Origin of the sequence: Mesorhizobium prunaredense, assembly GCF_900156895.1 — a bacterium.
Taxonomy (GTDB): domain Bacteria; phylum Pseudomonadota; class Alphaproteobacteria; order Rhizobiales; family Rhizobiaceae; genus Mesorhizobium; species Mesorhizobium prunaredense.
Window position 1 is genome coordinate 79,019 of record NZ_FTPD01000022.1, and the last position, 14,056, is coordinate 93,074.

The following is a 14,056-nucleotide window of genomic DNA, read 5'->3' on the forward strand; positions in this document are numbered from 1 at the left end:
GGGTCTACCGATCCTGTTCCTGGGCGCGGGCCTGGGCCCGCTGGAAGAGCATGATCGGCACGATCAGCAGCAACAGCAGGATGACGGCGACGGCCGAAGACACCGGCCAGTCACGATTGGCGAAGAACTCGTTCCACAGCGTCTTGCCGATCATCAGCGTCTGTGAGCCGCCGAGCAGGTCGGGAATGACGAACTCGCCGACCGCCGGGATGAACACCAGCAGGCAGCCGGCGATGACGCCGGGCAGCGACAGCGGAAAGGTGATCTTCCAGAAGGCGCTGGTCGGTGGGCAGCCGAGATCCTTGGCTGCCTCGATCAGCGAATAATCCATCTTTTCCAGCGACGAATAGAGCGGCAGCACCATGAACGGCAGGTAGGAATAGACGATGCCGATGAAGATCGCCGTATAGGTGTTGAGGATGATCAGCGGCTGGCTGATGACGCCGGTGGCGAGCAGCAGCTGGTTGAGCAGCCCCTCAGGCTTGAGGATGCCGATCCAGGCGTAGACCCGGATCAGGAACGAGGTCCAGAACGGCAGGATCACCAGCATCAGCAAAGTCGGGCGCAGCATCGCCGGGGCGCGGGCCATGCCGTAGGCGATCGGGTAGCCGACAAGCAATGTCAGCACCGTCGAGATGGCCGCGACGATGACGCTGGTCACATAGGCGTTGACGTAGAGCGCGTCCTGCGTCAGCCATGTGTAGTTGTCGATGCTGAGCTCGTTCAGCTGGGCGAAGAAACCGGCAAGGCCGTCGCCGAAGCCGAGCACCGGCGTGTAGGGCGGTATGGCGATCGCCGTCTGCGACAGCGAAATCTTGAAGACGATAACAAACGGAATGAGGAAGAAGAAGACCAGCCAGAGATACGGGATGAGGATGACAAGGCGGCCAACGAAGGCCTCTCCCAGTCTGGCCAGGGCGGATTTGCCCGCAGCGGTGGCCCGAGAGCTTGCAGCAGCGGTGACAGCGGCATTCGACATGGCCGCCCCCTATCGCGTCAGCACGACGCCGGCATCCGGCCGGAACGATACCCAGGCGCGGTCGTTCCAACTCAGCGGATCCTCGGTGATGCGGGCCGCGTTCATCGTGCTCGCCCGCACCACCTGGCCGTCGTCCAGCCTGACGTGATAGACGGTCATGTCGCCGAGATAGGCGATATCGTAGACCTCGCCCTCGATGGCGTTGACAGCGCCGGCCGGTCTCGTCGACGATATCTTGATCTTCTCCGGCCTGATGGCGAAGGCGACGGCCGCGCCAGTTGCGGCATCGCCGGTATTTTCGGTCCGGATGGTGATGCCGTTGCCGGCATCGATGCTTGCAGCACCCGCCTCGCCATGCGCAATCTTGCCTTCGAACATGTTGACGTTGCCGACAAAGCCGGCGACGAAACGGGAACCCGGCGCCTCGTAGACTTCGGCCGGCGTCGCCACCTGCATCACCTCGCCCTTGTCGATGATGGCGATGCGGTCGGCCATGGTCATCGCCTCTTCCTGGTCGTGGGTGACGACGACGAAGGTGAGGCCGAGTGACTGCTGCAGATCCATCAGCTCGAACTGCGTTTCCTCACGCAGCTTCTTGTCCAGCGCGCCCAACGGCTCGTCGAGCAGCAGCACCTTCGGCCGCTTGGCGACTGAGCGGGCAAGCGCGACGCGCTGGCGCTGGCCGCCGGACAATTGGTGCGGCTTGCGCTTGGCGAACTGCTCGAGCTTGACCAGCTTCAGCATCTCTCCAACGCGCGCCGCGATCTCGGGCTTCGGCATGCCATCCTGCTTGAGGCCGAAGGCGATGTTGTTTTCGACCGTCATATGCGGGAACAGCGCATAGGACTGGAACATCATGTTGACCGGCCGCCGGTATGGCGGGATGCCGCGCAGATCCTGGCCATCGAGCAGGATGCGGCCGGCGGTCGGCTCCTCGAACCCGGCGAGCATCCGCAGAAGCGTCGACTTTCCGCAGCCGGATGCGCCGAGCAGGGCAAAGAACTCGCGCTCGAATATCGTCAGCGACAAATTGTTGACAGCGGTGAAGTCACCGAACTTCTTGGTGACCTTGTCGAACTGGATGTACGGCTTGGCGTTCGGATCGTTCCATGGCGCGAAATCCCTGCGGATGCTGCCAAGCGATTTCATGTCCCACTCCGTGCTGTTCCATCCCCAGAAGACTTGACCCCGGCAGCGCCTGCCGGGGTCGTTGATTGTCGCTTACTGCCCGGTGACGATTTTGGTCCAGGTGCGGGTGACGACGCGCTGGGTCTTGGAATCGTAAGGGGCGATGGTGAACAGTTTCGCCAGCGTCGCCTCGTCCGGGTAGATCGCCGGATCCTCGAGTATCTCCTTGTCGATGAACTGCTGCGACGCCTTGTTGCCATTGGCGTAGAAGACGAAGTTGCTCGCCTTGGCGATGACTTCCGGCTTCATCATGTAGTTCAGGAATTCATGCGCCTCGGCGACATGCGGCGCGTCGGCCGGGATCGCCATCTGGTCGAACCACATTTCGGCGCCTTCCTTTGGCACGGAATAGGCGATCTCAACGCCCTGGTTTGCTTCCGTCGCCCGGTCGCGCGCCTGGAACACGTCGCCCGACCAGCCGACGGCCAGGCAGATGTCGCCATTGGCCAGCGCGTTGATATATTCCGACGAGTGGAACTTGCGGATGGAAGGCCTGATCTTCAGCATCACTTCTTCGGCCTTGGCGAAATCGTCCAGCGACGTGGTCTCAGGATCGATGCCCAGATATTTGAAGGCGTTCGGGAGGATGTCGCTCGGAGAATCGAGGACATAGACGCCGCAATCCTTCAGCTTGGCCAGCTTTTCCGGGTTGAAGAACACGTCCCAGCTGTCGATCTTGTCGGTGCCGAGCGCTTCCTGCACTTTCTTGACGTTATAGCCGAGGCCGACCGTGCCCCACATGTAGTTGATCGAATATTCGTTGCCGGGATCGTACTTGGTCGTGCGCTCCGAAACGACGTCCCACATGTTGGAAATGTTGGGCAGCTTCGACTTGTCGAGCTTCTGGAACACCCCTGCCTGGATCTGGCGTGCGAGGAAGTTGGCGGTTGGCACGACAACGTCGTAGCCGCTGCCGCCGGCAAGCAGTTTCGTCTCAAGGAGTTCGTTGGAATCGAAGGTGTCGTAGGTGACCTTGATGCCCGTTTCCTTGGTGAAGTCCTCGATGATCGAGCTGTCGATGTAATCCGACCAGTTATAGACATTGACGACGCGGTCCTGGGCATCAGCGCCGAGGGTGAAAAGCGTCAGAAATGCCGAGGTCGCCGAAAGCCAGAATGCTTTGCGGGTCATGCGTCTCTCCTTTTGATGAGTGTTCCATCGCCAGCTCGTCGCGGGGCTGCGCGGCTGGGCGTTTGCTTCAGATTATTGGGCTTTCCGACAAGCGACAAGCGCGAACCGCCAACACGACAGCGGTTCGATGTGCAGCGGCCGAGCCCCCCGTTCCCATGTCGTGATCCAGGTGGCATTCCGGCTCCGTCAAAGGCTCTCGCCACGGCGCGGGCAGGGATACGACGATGTTGTCCGGTCTCGGTCGGGCCGGAGGGGAGACTTGGCAAGATGAGCCTGTCTTGTTGTTGCCGTACTGACAGCCTGCCCGCGCGGCTGCGCCATTGTCAATGGCTCATCTCGCTTTGGCGCGTGCGCTGCATCAATTAGGCGACGGCATACCGGTGACACCCGGCCGCACGGGCCGCGCCTGACGCTTGAATTCGAGCCCGATATGGACGAGCAGCGCCGTGACCACGACCGTGCCGCCAAGGATGGTGCGTCCCGACGGCACCTCGGAATGGATGAGCCAGACCCAGATCGGGCCGAGGATCGGCTCGAAAGTGCCGAGCAGTGCTGCGACCGCCGCCGGAACGAGCCGGGCGCCGGTGGCGAAGAAGGCAAGGCCGAGACCGAGATTGACCACGCCGAATGCAAACAGGAAACCCATGTCGCTGCTGGAAACGCCGAATTGCGATGCCTGGGACGCCGCGAATGCGGCGGCAATCATCGTGCCGAGGCAGGTCGCCGGCGTCATGCGCACATGGGCAAAGCGTCGCGTGATGACGGTGGCGATCGAAAACATCACGGCGATGAGCAGCGCCAGGCCGTCGCCGATGGGCGACACCGCGCCATCGAGCGATTCCGATACCATGATGGCAACGCCGGCAATGACGGCGGCAATTGCCACCCAGGTTGCCAACGCCACCCGTTCGCGAAACAGCACCCAGGCAAACAGCGCCGCCAGGAGCGGCACGCCGGCCTGCATCAAAAGGATGTTGGCGACGGTGGTGTAGGCAAGCGCCACGACGAATGAGGTCGATGCGGTGGCGAAGCAGAACGCCACGGCAAGGCCGGGCAGGCCCATGCCACGGAACAACCTTATCGTGCCGTGCCAGCCGTCGCGCCAGACCATGAAGCAGATCAGGAAGGCGGCGGCCCAGACCGAGCGCCAGAACACCACGGTCCAGCTGTCGCCGGCGTCTATGAAACGGGCGATGGCGCCGCCGAAACTCCACATCAGCGCAGACAGGAATATCAACAGGAAGCCGACACGCTCGTCACGCGGCGAGACGACAGGCGAAACGGCTAACGGTGATGATGTATCGGTCATGATTGCGACTGTCGGCGATTTCGAGGCAACACGATGCACAGCGGACGACAGAAACGTGCCACATTCGCCTAGCGCAAAGGCAGCGGCGGAGCGTGGTCCACCGGGCAGCGACGGTTGTGGCAAAGACGGCAGTCGCCTGCCGGGACCTCACTGGAAATCGAAGGCGCTTAGTCCGGTCACCATTTCGTCGAGGCCGAGCGGACGCGTCACCGGCGGCTCGGCGCGGGCGAGGCAGCCGATGCGTTCGCACAGCCGGCAGGCGGGGCCAATCAGCGTGGCCGGATTGGTGCCCTGTCCGGCTTTTCCGGCAGCAGCGGCAGCCGGCCCCGGCAGTGCCGCGCCATAGACGATCTCGTCACGAAAGCCGATGTCGCAGCCGAGCAGAAGCGCGGTACGGCGCGGGCGCTCCGCAAACGAGCCTTGCGGCCCCTCAAGCGTGCGGGCGACGCAGAGGAATTCGGCGCCGTCGGGCATTTCCACCGCTTCGACGAAGATCTGGCCGGGCTGGGTAAAGGCGGCATGCACGGGAAGTTTTGGACAGCCGCCGCCGAAGCGGCTCTGCGGAAAACCCTGGCTGCCCGCCTTGCGGAAGCGGTTGCCGGCGTTGTCGACCTCGAGCATGAAGAACGGCACGCCCGGCGTGCCCGGCCGCTGCAGCGTGGTCAACCGGTTCGCCGCCTGCTCGAAGGAGACGCCGAAGCGCGAGCGCAGTACGTCGATGTCGTAACGCGCGCGTGTGGCGGCTGCGTGAAAGGATTGATAGGGCATCATCAGCGCGTGGGCGGCGTAGCGGCCAAGCTCGAAGCGGGCGAGCCGGCGGGCCTCATCCGTGGTCAGCTTCAGCGCCTGGATCTCGCTTGCCACGGCGACCGTCATGCGGATCAGGCAGGCCTCCATCGCCACCTCTCGCAACTGATCGAACGGCGACAGGCGCTCGGACAGGAACAGACGCTGCGAGTGGCGGTCGTAGCGGCGGCGCCAGTTCGGCATGGTGGCGACCGGCAGCACCTTGACGACGATGCCGTATTCGCGCCTCAGCCAGGCCTTCAGCGCACCGAGCAGATCGTCGCCTGAATCGAGCACCGACGTGAATGCCTCGGCCTCCTCTTCCAGCGCGGCAAAATGGTTCGGACGGCGCTCGAAAATCTCGTGCACCTCGTCGATCGGCAAGCGGGCGCCGGACAGTGCCGTCGCTTTGCCCTCACGCGCCAGGAGCTCGTTGAGGTCGGAAAGGCGCTCGGCCTGTTCGCGATAGGCGCGAAACAGTTTTATCACCGCGGCGGACGCGTTGGGCGCCGCCTCGGCAAGCTCGATCAGCTCCTGGTCGCCAGGCAATTCGCCGACCAGCAGCGGATCTGAAAACACTTCCTTCAGGGCGGTGACCGATCCCCTCGCCTCGCCCTGCAATTCATGCGGGTCGACCTTGTAGACAGATGCCAGCTTGAGGATCAGCTGAACCGTCAGCGGCCGCTGGTTGCGCTCGATGAGATTGAGGTAGGACGGCGAGATGCCGAGCCCTTCGGCCATCGCCGTCTGGGTCAGGCCCTTGGCGCTGCGGATGCGGCGGATGCGCGGCCCGGCGAAGATTTTTTGATCCGCCACTCGAATGTCCTTGACAGAATTTACATGACTTCCGCGCGGCGCTGCCATGCCGGCCTTTTACAATCATGACAGATTTACAGCGCCTGACTGTCAAACGCAACACAGGTTTTCCCTTATTTTCCAGCCAAACCTCTGGTTTTCCTCGCCTGGCTCGCGCCAAAATGTAAATGCTGTCATACCAAAACGGCGCAGAAATTTTCGTGAGGCGGCGTTTCCATCCCAGCAACTATCTGTCGGAGCGACCAATGACTGATTTTTACAACCTCGTCCCCTCGGCGCCGGAAGGCCGCTTCGACGGCATCGAGCGGCCCTACTCGCCGGACGATGTGAAGCGGCTGCGCGGTTCGGTCCAGATCCGGCAGAGTCTCGCCGAAATGGGCGCCAACCGGCTCTGGAAGCTCATCCACGAAGAGGATTTCGTCAACGCGCTCGGCGCCATGTCGGGCAACCAGGCGATGCAGCAGGTCCGGGCCGGGCTGAAGGCGATCTACCTGTCCGGATGGCAGGTTGCTGCCGACGCCAACACCGCATCCGCCATGTATCCGGACCAGTCGCTGTATCCCGCCAATGCGGCGCCCGAACTGGTCAAGCGCATCAACCGCACCCTGCAACGCGCCGACCAGATCGAGACATCCGAAGGCAAGGGGCTTTCGGTCGACACCTGGTTCGCGCCTGTTGTCGCCGATGCGGAAGCCGGCTTCGGCGGACCGCTCAACGCCTTCGAGATCATGAAGGCCTTCATCGAGGCGGGTGCCGCCGGCGTCCACTACGAGGACCAGCTGGCGTCGGAGAAGAAATGCGGCCATCTCGGCGGCAAGGTGCTGATCCCGACCGCCGCACACATCCGCAACCTCAACGCCGCGCGGCTTGCCGCCGATGTCATGGGCACGCCGACGCTGGTCGTCGCCCGCACCGACGCGGAAGCGGCAAAGCTGCTCACCTCCGACATCGACGAGCGCGACCAGCCCTTCGTCGACTATGGCGCCGGCCGTACGGTGGAGGGCTTCTATCAAGTCAGGAACGGCATCGAGCCCTGCATCGCACGGGCCGTCGCCTACGCGCCCCACGCCGACCTGATCTGGTGCGAAACCTCCAAGCCCGATCTGGCGCAGGCCAAGAAGTTCGCTGAGGGCGTGCACAGGCACCATCCCGGCAAGCTTCTCGCCTATAATTGCTCGCCGTCGTTCAACTGGAAGAAGAACCTCGACGATGCCACCATCGCCAGGTTCCAGAAGGAACTCGGCGCCATGGGCTACAAGTTCCAGTTCATCACGCTGGCCGGTTTTCACCAGCTCAATTTCGGCATGTTCGAACTCGCCCGCGGCTACAAGGCGCGTCAGATGGCGGCTTATTCCGAACTGCAGGAGGCTGAATTCGCGGCGGAAGCCCACGGCTATACCGCGACCAAGCACCAGCGCGAAGTCGGTACCGGCTATTTCGACGCCGTGTCGATGGCGATCACCGGTGGCCGGTCTTCGACCACGGCGATGCATGAATCGACCGAGCACGCCCAGTTCAAACCGGCGGCGGAATAGCACGAACGCAACAAAATAGAGGCAACGCCCCAAAAGGGGTAAAAAATACGCAAGGAGAAGACCAATGGCATCGATAAGCCGCGTCAAGGAACGGGCCGAAGAACAGGCCACCACCATGACCGTCGACCAGCAGGCGACCATCCGCATGCTGGCCAACGACCTGCACAGGCTCAACCAGTCGGTGATGAAGGCGGTCGAGGCCGGTGTGTCGGTAGAACTCGTGCGCTCGGCACGACACCATGGCGGCGACGGCAACTGGGGCGACCTGCTGATCCCGGTCATCGTCACGCAGCGGAGCCTCGGCTGACCGAAATCCGACCAAACCCTGCTGGTAGATCCGGCATCACCTGCGCAGTTCTCTGCGCAGGTGATTTGCACTTGCAAAACCAGTTTGCATGCACGGCCAGAAAAGAACTTGCTTTAAATTTTAACCTTTCTTGCGATGTTCTCGATGCCAGCCATTTCAGCTTGACACAGGCAGCGATCTCACGGCAATTGTTTCTAAAGTACAACCCTGCATTGAAACCAACGAGTGCCCGCCCCGCTGATGCGCCCCTTGAATCGCACTGTGAACCAGCTGAGTTTGATGAGCCGGAACGTGGACCCCGAAATGCTCACCGACTTCACCCGCGTGCTCGTCGTCGGAAAATCGCCGGTCAACCGGGTGGTGGTTTCGAAAATCGTCGAACGGTCCGGGCTCAAACCGATCTCGGAATCGCCCGAAACGGCAGCAACGACGCTGCGCTCGCTCATTCCCGGAGCTGTCGTCCTCGATGGCGGAGCCGACAACAAGGACTGCGACGCGCTGATGTCGGGAATCGATGCGCTGCGGCGCATCTCGGGCAAGTCGCGTCCCTCGGTGATCCTGCTCTCGACCAAAAGCGGCACACCGGAGAGCCTCGGCCTGTCGAGCGTCGTCGATGCGGTGGTCGTCAAACCGATCACGACCGAACGGCTGCAGCCGGTGATCGACCATTTGATCGGGCTCGGACGCAGCTAGCCGGCGTCCCACCCGGCTCACGCGCCCTCCCTCGCTTCTTGCGATCGGATCTGGATATCTTATGTCAGTATGCGACCGCCTGACAGCGAACCCAGTCCGATGTCCTTTTGCAATTGCGACGCATCTGGGATAGCACCTTCGAACAAATCCGCAGGCATGTTCCGACTTCGCGACATGGCTGTCGATATTGGCGGATCATGACATGTCCTCAGAACAGACCATCGCCGCGCTTTGCAGGGAACTCGGACTGCGCATCACCGGTCCGCGCCGCGTCATCATGCGCGTTCTGTCCGAATCCAGCGACCATCCGGATGTGGTGGAACTCCATCGCCGTGTTGTCGCCATCGAGCCGACGATCGCGCTCGCCACTGTCTATCGCACCGTCAGCCTTCTGCGCGAAAAGGGCATTCTGGAGCGGCACACCTTTGGCGATCGGCGCGCCAGATACGAAACCGTCCCCCGCGAGCATCACGATCATCTCATCAACATCGAGACCGGAGATGTCATCGAGTTCCAGTCGGCGGAGATCGAGCGGCTCCAGGAGGAAATCGCTCGACAGCACGGATTCACGATCATCAGCCACAGACTGGAGATCTACGTGAAGCCGATCCAGAAACCGCGACGCTCTCGTCAAATCAGAGAATGACCGCCAGTTGTTAAAAGCGCGTCGCGTCTGAAGGGATTCATGCGACGCGCTTTAAGTTCTTGTTCTATGCATGTCGTTATCCCAAAACCGCTGCGCACTTTTGGGCGACATGCACTAGCCCTCCTCGCCGAGCTCCATTCGGCCCGCTTTGAGTGTGGTGACGGCGAAGGCAGCGATGAAGGCGGCAGTCAGCATGAGCACGATAGTCGGAGCCGGTGCGCTGTCGATGAAGAAGGACAGATAGACGCCTAGAAACGACGCGGCGACCGCGATCGCCACCGACAGGATCAGCATGGCGCTGAACTTCCTTGTCAGCAGGAAGGCGATGGCGCCGGGCGCGATCAGCATGGCGATGGCCATGATGATGCCGACCGCCTTCAGCGCGCCGACGATGGTGAGCGAGATCAGGCAAAGCAGGCCGTAATGGAGCAGGTTGACCCGAAGACCCACCGCGCGAGCCTGAGCCGGGTCGAAGGCGTGCAGCAGGAAGTCGCGCCACTTGATGCCGATGATGCCGGCCGTGATCGCAGCAATGAGCCCCGTTTCGACGATGTCGCGCAGGCCGATGCCCAGAACGTCGCCGAACAATATGTGGTCGAGATGCACGTCGGACTGAATTTTTACGTAGAGCACCAGGCCGAGGCCGAACATGCCGGAGAAGACGATGCCCATTACCGTGTCCTGCTTGATGCGGCTATTGTCCTTGAGGAAGCCGGTCGCGAGAGCGCAGACCATCCCGGCGGCGAAGGCGCCGATCGAATAGGGGAATCCGAGGATGTAAGCAATGACCACGCCGGGAAAAACGGCGTGGCTGATGGCGTCGCCCATTAGCGACCAGCCCTTGAGAACGAGAAAGCAGGAGAGCAGCGCCGTCGGCACAGCGACCAGAACCGAAGCAATCAGCGCATTGACCATGAAGCCGAACTGGAAGGGGGTAAGCAGCGTATCGAGGATGCTCATAGGCTGGCCTCCAAAGCCCTCGCCGAGCGGCGGCGGGCTGCCAGCATTCCATGCTTGGGAGCGAAGAAGAAGGCGGCGAGAAAGATCAGCGTCTGCAGCACGACGATGATGCCGCCGGTGGCGCCGTCGAGGAAATAGCTGACATAGGCGCCGGTGAAACTCGTCGCCGCGCCGATGACGACCGCGATGACGAGCAGGCGCGGAAAGCGGTCCGTCAGAAGATAGGCGGTCGCGCCGGGGGTCACCACCATGCAGATGACCAGGAAGGCGCCGACGGTCTGAAGCGCGGCGACGGTGGAGGCCGATAGCAGCATGAAGAACATGATCTTGAGCGCGCTCGGGTTGAGGCCGATCGAGCGGGCATGGCTCTCGTCGAAGAAGACCACCATCAGATCCTTCCATTTCACCAGCAGGACGGCGAGCGAGACGAAGCCTATGATGGCGAGTTGAAGCGTGTCTTCCGGAGTGATGGCCAGGATGTTGCCGAGCACGATCGTCTGGATATTCACCGAGGTCGGCGACAGCGACACCATGAACAAGCCGAGGCCGAAGAAGGAGGAGAAGATCAGGCCGATGATGGCGTCTTCCTTCAGCTTGGTGCGCTGGTTGAGGAAGAGCATCGCCGCAGCGGCTAGCCCGCCGGAGAAGAAGGCGCCGATCGAAAAGGGAAGGCCCAGCATATAGGCGCCGGCGACGCCCGGCACGATCGAATGCGAGAGCGCGTCACCGATCAGCGACCAGCCTTTCAGCATCAGATAGCACGACAGGAAGGCGCAGACACCGCCGACCAAAGCGGACACCCACATGGCATTGAGCATATATTCGTAGCCGAACGGCTCGAGCAGGACACTCATTCGTCCGGTTCCCGCATCTTCTGCTGCATGGCTCCGTTCTCTCCGTAGAAGACCAGTGGCCGTTCGTCGTCGGTGATAACGGCAAGGCGGCGCTTGTCGTCGTCCTCATGCAGCCCGGCGCCGCCCAGCACGAAATGACGCAAGACGCCGCCGAAAGCCTTTTCCAGGTTCGCCTGCGTGAAGGTCTGGCCTGTCGGCCCGTAGGCAAGGACCGTGTTCCGGAGCAGCACAGCACGGTCGCAGAACTCCGGCACACTACCGAGATTATGCGTCGAGACCAGCATCACCCGGCCTTCGTCCCGGAGCGCGCGCAGCAGTTCGACGATAGCGTCCTCGGTCCTGACGTCGACGCCGGTGAAGGGCTCGTCGAGCAGGATGACGCGCCCGTCCTGCGCCAGCGCCCGAGCGAGAAAGACCCGCTTCTTCTGCCCGCCCGATAGCTCGCCGATCTGGCGCTTGCGGAAATCGCTCATGCCGACACGCGCAAGCGCTGATGTAACCGCCTCGCGATCAGCCGCCTTCGGAAGGCGCATCATGCCCATATGGCCGTAACGCCCCATCATGACGACGTCCTCGACCAGTACTGGAAAGTTCCAGTCGACCTCCTCGGCCTGCGGCACATAGGCGACGACGTTCTTCCTCAGCGCGGCCGCGGCCGGCTGTCCGAGAACAAGAATCTCTCCCTTTGCCAGCCGCACGAAGCCCATGATGGCTTTGAACAGCGTCGACTTGCCCGAGCCGTTGACACCGACAAGTGCGGTGATCGTGCCTGTCGGAATTTCAAAGTTCGCATCGCGCAGCGCCGTGTGGCCGTTGCGGTAGGTGACGGTCGCGCCGCGGACGGCGAGTCCGCCTCCCGCATCCTCCGACGCGGCGGCAAGAGGCGGAACGGCTTCGTTCATTGCGACAGCCCTGCGGCGAGGCCTTTCTGAACCGTATCCGATGTCACACGCAGCAGGTCGATATAGGTCGGCACCGGGCCGTCCGCCTCGCTGAGGGAATCGACGTAGAGCACGCCACCGTAATGGACCCCCGTCTCGCGCGCGACCTGCCGGGCTGGCTTGTCCGACACGGTGCTTTCGCTGAAGACGGCGACGATCTTGTTTTCCCTGACGGCGTCGATCACCTTGCGAACCTGCTGCGGGGTGCCTTGCTGGTCAGCGTTGATCGGCCACAAGTAAAGCTCCTTCAGCGCGAAATCGCGTGCGAGGTAGGAGAAAGCGCCTTCGCTCGACACCAGCCAGCGCCTGTCCTGCGGGATCGAGGCAAGCTTATCGCGGATCGGCGCGACGGCCGCCTCTATCTTTGCCTTGTAGGCTTCTGCATTGGCCTTGTAGGTCTCGGCATGCGCCGGATCGTGCTCGACGAAGGCGTCGCGGATGTTGTCGACGTAGATCAGCGCGTTTGTCGGCGACATCCAGGCATGCGGATTCGGTTTGCCGTTATAGGGTCCCTCGGCGATGCTCATCGGTTGGACGCCCTCGGAGATGATGGCGCCGGGCACGTCGCTGAGGTTCTGGAAGAATTTTTCGAACCAGAGTTCGAGGTTGAGCCCGTTCCACAGAATGAGCTGTGCGCCCTGCGCCCGCTGAATGTCGCCCGGCGTCGGCGCGTAATTGTGGATCTCCGCCCCCGGCTTGGTGATCGATTCCACGATCGCTGCGTCGCCCGCCACGTTCTTCGCCATGTCGGCGATGACGGTGAAGGTCGTCACGGCCTTGAATTTTTCCTGCGCTTTCGCTGGGCTTGAAGCCACTGCCACAGCGAACACCGCAGCCATCAACCCGACGACAACCAATCGCCCGTATCTCTCGATCATCAAAATCTCCTGTCGCGATTTACTCGCATGTCCCGCGGGCGCTGTGACGCCGCGCTTGTCGCATATTCTGCAATTGCGACTGATTTGCAAGTAGAAAACGATTTTACAGCATTCGATTGTACAAGAGCCGCGCGATGGAGGGTCAGCGACAGCGCGGCTCTTTGGCGGAGCGAACAACAAGGGATTGCGACGCGCAATGTCCGGCATCGATACGCCTGCCGCGCACGTCCGGTTCGGCGCCGAGACACGCGATCAGCCGGCTTTCCCGATGCTTTCGACCAGCCGGGGCAGTTCCGAGAGATCGGCTATCTGGCGGAAGCGAGGCGCGGTGACCGGCGGCTCGACATGCTCCAGCACCCAGGTCAGCTCATGCGGCACGTGGATGCCCCAACTGCCGGCCTCGATGGCCGGCACCACGTCCGACTTGAGCGAATTGCCGACCATCATGCTTTTTTCGGCGCCATCACCGTGGCGGCTGAAGATGCTGATATAAGTGGCAGGGCTCTTGTCGCTGACGATCTCGACGGCATCGAACAGGTCACCGAGGCCCGATTGCGCCAGCTTGCGTTCCTGATCGAAAAGGTCGCCCTTGGTGATCAGCACCAGGCGATACGCATCCGCCAGTTTTTCAACGGTTTCGCGCGCATGAGGCAGCGCCTCGATCGGATGGCCAAGCATCTCGCGGCCCGCGGCGAGAATTTCGGCGATGACCGAAGCCGGCGCGCGGCCCTCGGTAATCTCGATCGCCGTTTCGATCATCGACAGGGTAAACCCCTTGATGCCGAAGCCGTAAACGGCGAGGTTGCGCTTCTCGGCCTCCAGCAATCTTGCCGAGATGTGCTCCTCCTCGGCATGATCGGCGAGCAGCGCGGCAAAGCGCTTTTCGGTGATGCGGAAGAACTGCTCGTTCTGCCAGAGCGTATCGTCGGCATCGAAGCCGATCGTGGTCAATTCATGGTTCCGCATGCGACGTCTTCAGCCGAGGTCGTTGAACTTGCGTCGAACCTAAGCTGCTTGGGGCGATTTTCAACTG

At 62.2% G+C, this 14,056-nt stretch carries 14 protein-coding genes; 4 read left to right on the forward strand and 10 right to left on the reverse strand.

Features of this window, described 5'->3' with window-relative positions; all coding sequences use genetic code 11:
* Positions 1-4 precede the first annotated feature (4 nt).
* From BQ8794_RS17250 to BQ8794_RS17270, 5 genes are all read right to left on the reverse strand, one after another.
* Complete coding sequence (locus BQ8794_RS17250; protein WP_077379637.1) at positions 5-979, reverse strand: ABC transporter permease subunit; 975 nt, start codon at positions 977-979, stop codon at positions 5-7.
* 9 nt (positions 980-988) lie between these two features.
* Positions 989-2,128, reverse strand: coding sequence for an ABC transporter ATP-binding protein (locus BQ8794_RS17255; protein ID WP_077379639.1), 1,140 nt, complete (start codon positions 2,126-2,128; stop codon positions 989-991).
* Positions 2,129-2,200: 72 nt separating this feature from the next.
* Positions 2,201-3,298 carry a polyamine ABC transporter substrate-binding protein gene (locus tag BQ8794_RS17260; protein ID WP_077379641.1) on the reverse strand — a complete coding sequence of 366 codons (1,098 nt, stop codon included), beginning with the start codon at positions 3,296-3,298 and terminating at the stop codon, positions 2,201-2,203.
* A gap of 358 nt (positions 3,299-3,656) precedes the next feature.
* Entirely contained in the window at positions 3,657-4,607 is a 951-nt protein-coding gene (locus BQ8794_RS17265) for a DMT family transporter (protein WP_077379768.1), read from the reverse strand.
* A gap of 147 nt (positions 4,608-4,754) precedes the next feature.
* Entirely contained in the window at positions 4,755-6,209 is a 1,455-nt protein-coding gene (locus tag BQ8794_RS17270; RefSeq protein WP_077379643.1) for a helix-turn-helix domain-containing protein, read from the reverse strand.
* 245 nt (positions 6,210-6,454) lie between these two features.
* On the opposite strand from BQ8794_RS17270, the gene aceA reads away from it, so the two are divergent.
* The 4 genes from aceA to BQ8794_RS17290 all read left to right on the forward strand — a co-directional run bounded on the left by aceA (position 6,455) and on the right by BQ8794_RS17290 (position 9,390).
* Positions 6,455-7,744, forward strand: coding sequence for an isocitrate lyase (gene aceA, locus BQ8794_RS17275; protein WP_077379770.1), 1,290 nt, complete (start codon positions 6,455-6,457; stop codon positions 7,742-7,744).
* Positions 7,745-7,808: 64 nt separating this feature from the next.
* Entirely contained in the window at positions 7,809-8,051 is a 243-nt protein-coding gene (locus BQ8794_RS17280) for an SMc00767 family acetate metabolism repressor (protein ID WP_077379645.1), read from the forward strand.
* Between the two features lie 279 nt (positions 8,052-8,330).
* The gene (locus BQ8794_RS17285) at positions 8,331-8,744 is read left to right on the forward strand and encodes a response regulator (RefSeq protein WP_077379647.1); all 414 of its coding nucleotides are present in this window, start codon (positions 8,331-8,333) and stop codon (positions 8,742-8,744) included.
* A gap of 202 nt (positions 8,745-8,946) precedes the next feature.
* A complete protein-coding gene (locus BQ8794_RS17290) occupies positions 8,947-9,390 on the forward strand; it encodes a Fur family transcriptional regulator (RefSeq protein ID WP_077379649.1) in 444 nt (147 codons plus the stop codon).
* Between the two features lie 114 nt (positions 9,391-9,504).
* On the opposite strand, the gene BQ8794_RS17295 is transcribed toward BQ8794_RS17290, so the two are convergent.
* From BQ8794_RS17295 to BQ8794_RS17315, 5 genes are all read right to left on the reverse strand, one after another.
* The gene (locus BQ8794_RS17295) at positions 9,505-10,350 is read right to left on the reverse strand and encodes a metal ABC transporter permease (RefSeq protein WP_077379651.1); all 846 of its coding nucleotides are present in this window, start codon (positions 10,348-10,350) and stop codon (positions 9,505-9,507) included.
* Positions 10,347-11,204 (reverse strand): iron/manganese ABC transporter permease subunit SitC, encoded by an 858-nt coding sequence (gene sitC / locus BQ8794_RS17300; protein ID WP_077379653.1) that lies wholly within the window; start codon positions 11,202-11,204, stop codon positions 10,347-10,349. The genes BQ8794_RS17295 and sitC overlap by 4 nt, the downstream gene beginning before the upstream one ends.
* Positions 11,201-12,106: a manganese/iron ABC transporter ATP-binding protein gene (locus tag BQ8794_RS17305; RefSeq protein ID WP_077379655.1), complete on the reverse strand. Its 906-nt coding sequence runs from the start codon at positions 12,104-12,106 to the stop codon at positions 11,201-11,203. Before BQ8794_RS17305 ends, sitC begins: the two co-directional genes overlap by 4 nt.
* Positions 12,103-12,984 carry a metal ABC transporter substrate-binding protein gene (locus BQ8794_RS17310; RefSeq protein ID WP_425293547.1) on the reverse strand — a complete coding sequence of 294 codons (882 nt, stop codon included), beginning with the start codon at positions 12,982-12,984 and terminating at the stop codon, positions 12,103-12,105. Before BQ8794_RS17310 ends, BQ8794_RS17305 begins: the two co-directional genes overlap by 4 nt.
* Positions 12,985-13,275: 291 nt before the next feature.
* Positions 13,276-13,989 (reverse strand): HAD family hydrolase, encoded by a 714-nt coding sequence (locus BQ8794_RS17315; protein WP_077379659.1) that lies wholly within the window; start codon positions 13,987-13,989, stop codon positions 13,276-13,278.
* Between the last annotated feature and the right edge of the window lie 67 nt (positions 13,990-14,056).

Bases quoted from the DNA above. Each gene is read 5' to 3' on its own strand.
- sitC (WP_077379653.1), bottom strand. From the start codon at position 11,204: ATGAGTGTCCTGCTCGAGCCGTTCGGCTACGAATATATGCTCAATGCC.
- BQ8794_RS17295 (WP_077379651.1), bottom strand. From the start codon at position 10,350: ATGAGCATCCTCGATACGCTGCTTACCCCCTTCCAGTTCGGCTTCATG.
- BQ8794_RS17305 (WP_077379655.1), bottom strand. From the start codon at position 12,106: ATGAACGAAGCCGTTCCGCCTCTTGCCGCCGCGTCGGAGGATGCGGGA.
- BQ8794_RS17280 (WP_077379645.1), top strand. From the start codon at position 7,809: ATGGCATCGATAAGCCGCGTCAAGGAACGGGCCGAAGAACAGGCCACC.
- BQ8794_RS17255 (WP_077379639.1), bottom strand. From the start codon at position 2,128: ATGAAATCGCTTGGCAGCATCCGCAGGGATTTCGCGCCATGGAACGAT.
- BQ8794_RS17315 (WP_077379659.1), bottom strand. From the start codon at position 13,989: ATGCGGAACCATGAATTGACCACGATCGGCTTCGATGCCGACGATACG.
- aceA (WP_077379770.1), top strand. From the start codon at position 6,455: ATGACTGATTTTTACAACCTCGTCCCCTCGGCGCCGGAAGGCCGCTTC.
- BQ8794_RS17265 (WP_077379768.1), bottom strand. From the start codon at position 4,607: ATGACCGATACATCATCACCGTTAGCCGTTTCGCCTGTCGTCTCGCCG.
- BQ8794_RS17260 (WP_077379641.1), bottom strand. From the start codon at position 3,298: ATGACCCGCAAAGCATTCTGGCTTTCGGCGACCTCGGCATTTCTGACG.
- BQ8794_RS17285 (WP_077379647.1), top strand. From the start codon at position 8,331: ATGAGCCGGAACGTGGACCCCGAAATGCTCACCGACTTCACCCGCGTG.
- BQ8794_RS17290 (WP_077379649.1), top strand. From the start codon at position 8,947: ATGTCCTCAGAACAGACCATCGCCGCGCTTTGCAGGGAACTCGGACTG.
- BQ8794_RS17310 (WP_425293547.1), bottom strand. From the start codon at position 12,984: ATGGCTGCGGTGTTCGCTGTGGCAGTGGCTTCAAGCCCAGCGAAAGCG.
- BQ8794_RS17250 (WP_077379637.1), bottom strand. From the start codon at position 979: ATGTCGAATGCCGCTGTCACCGCTGCTGCAAGCTCTCGGGCCACCGCT.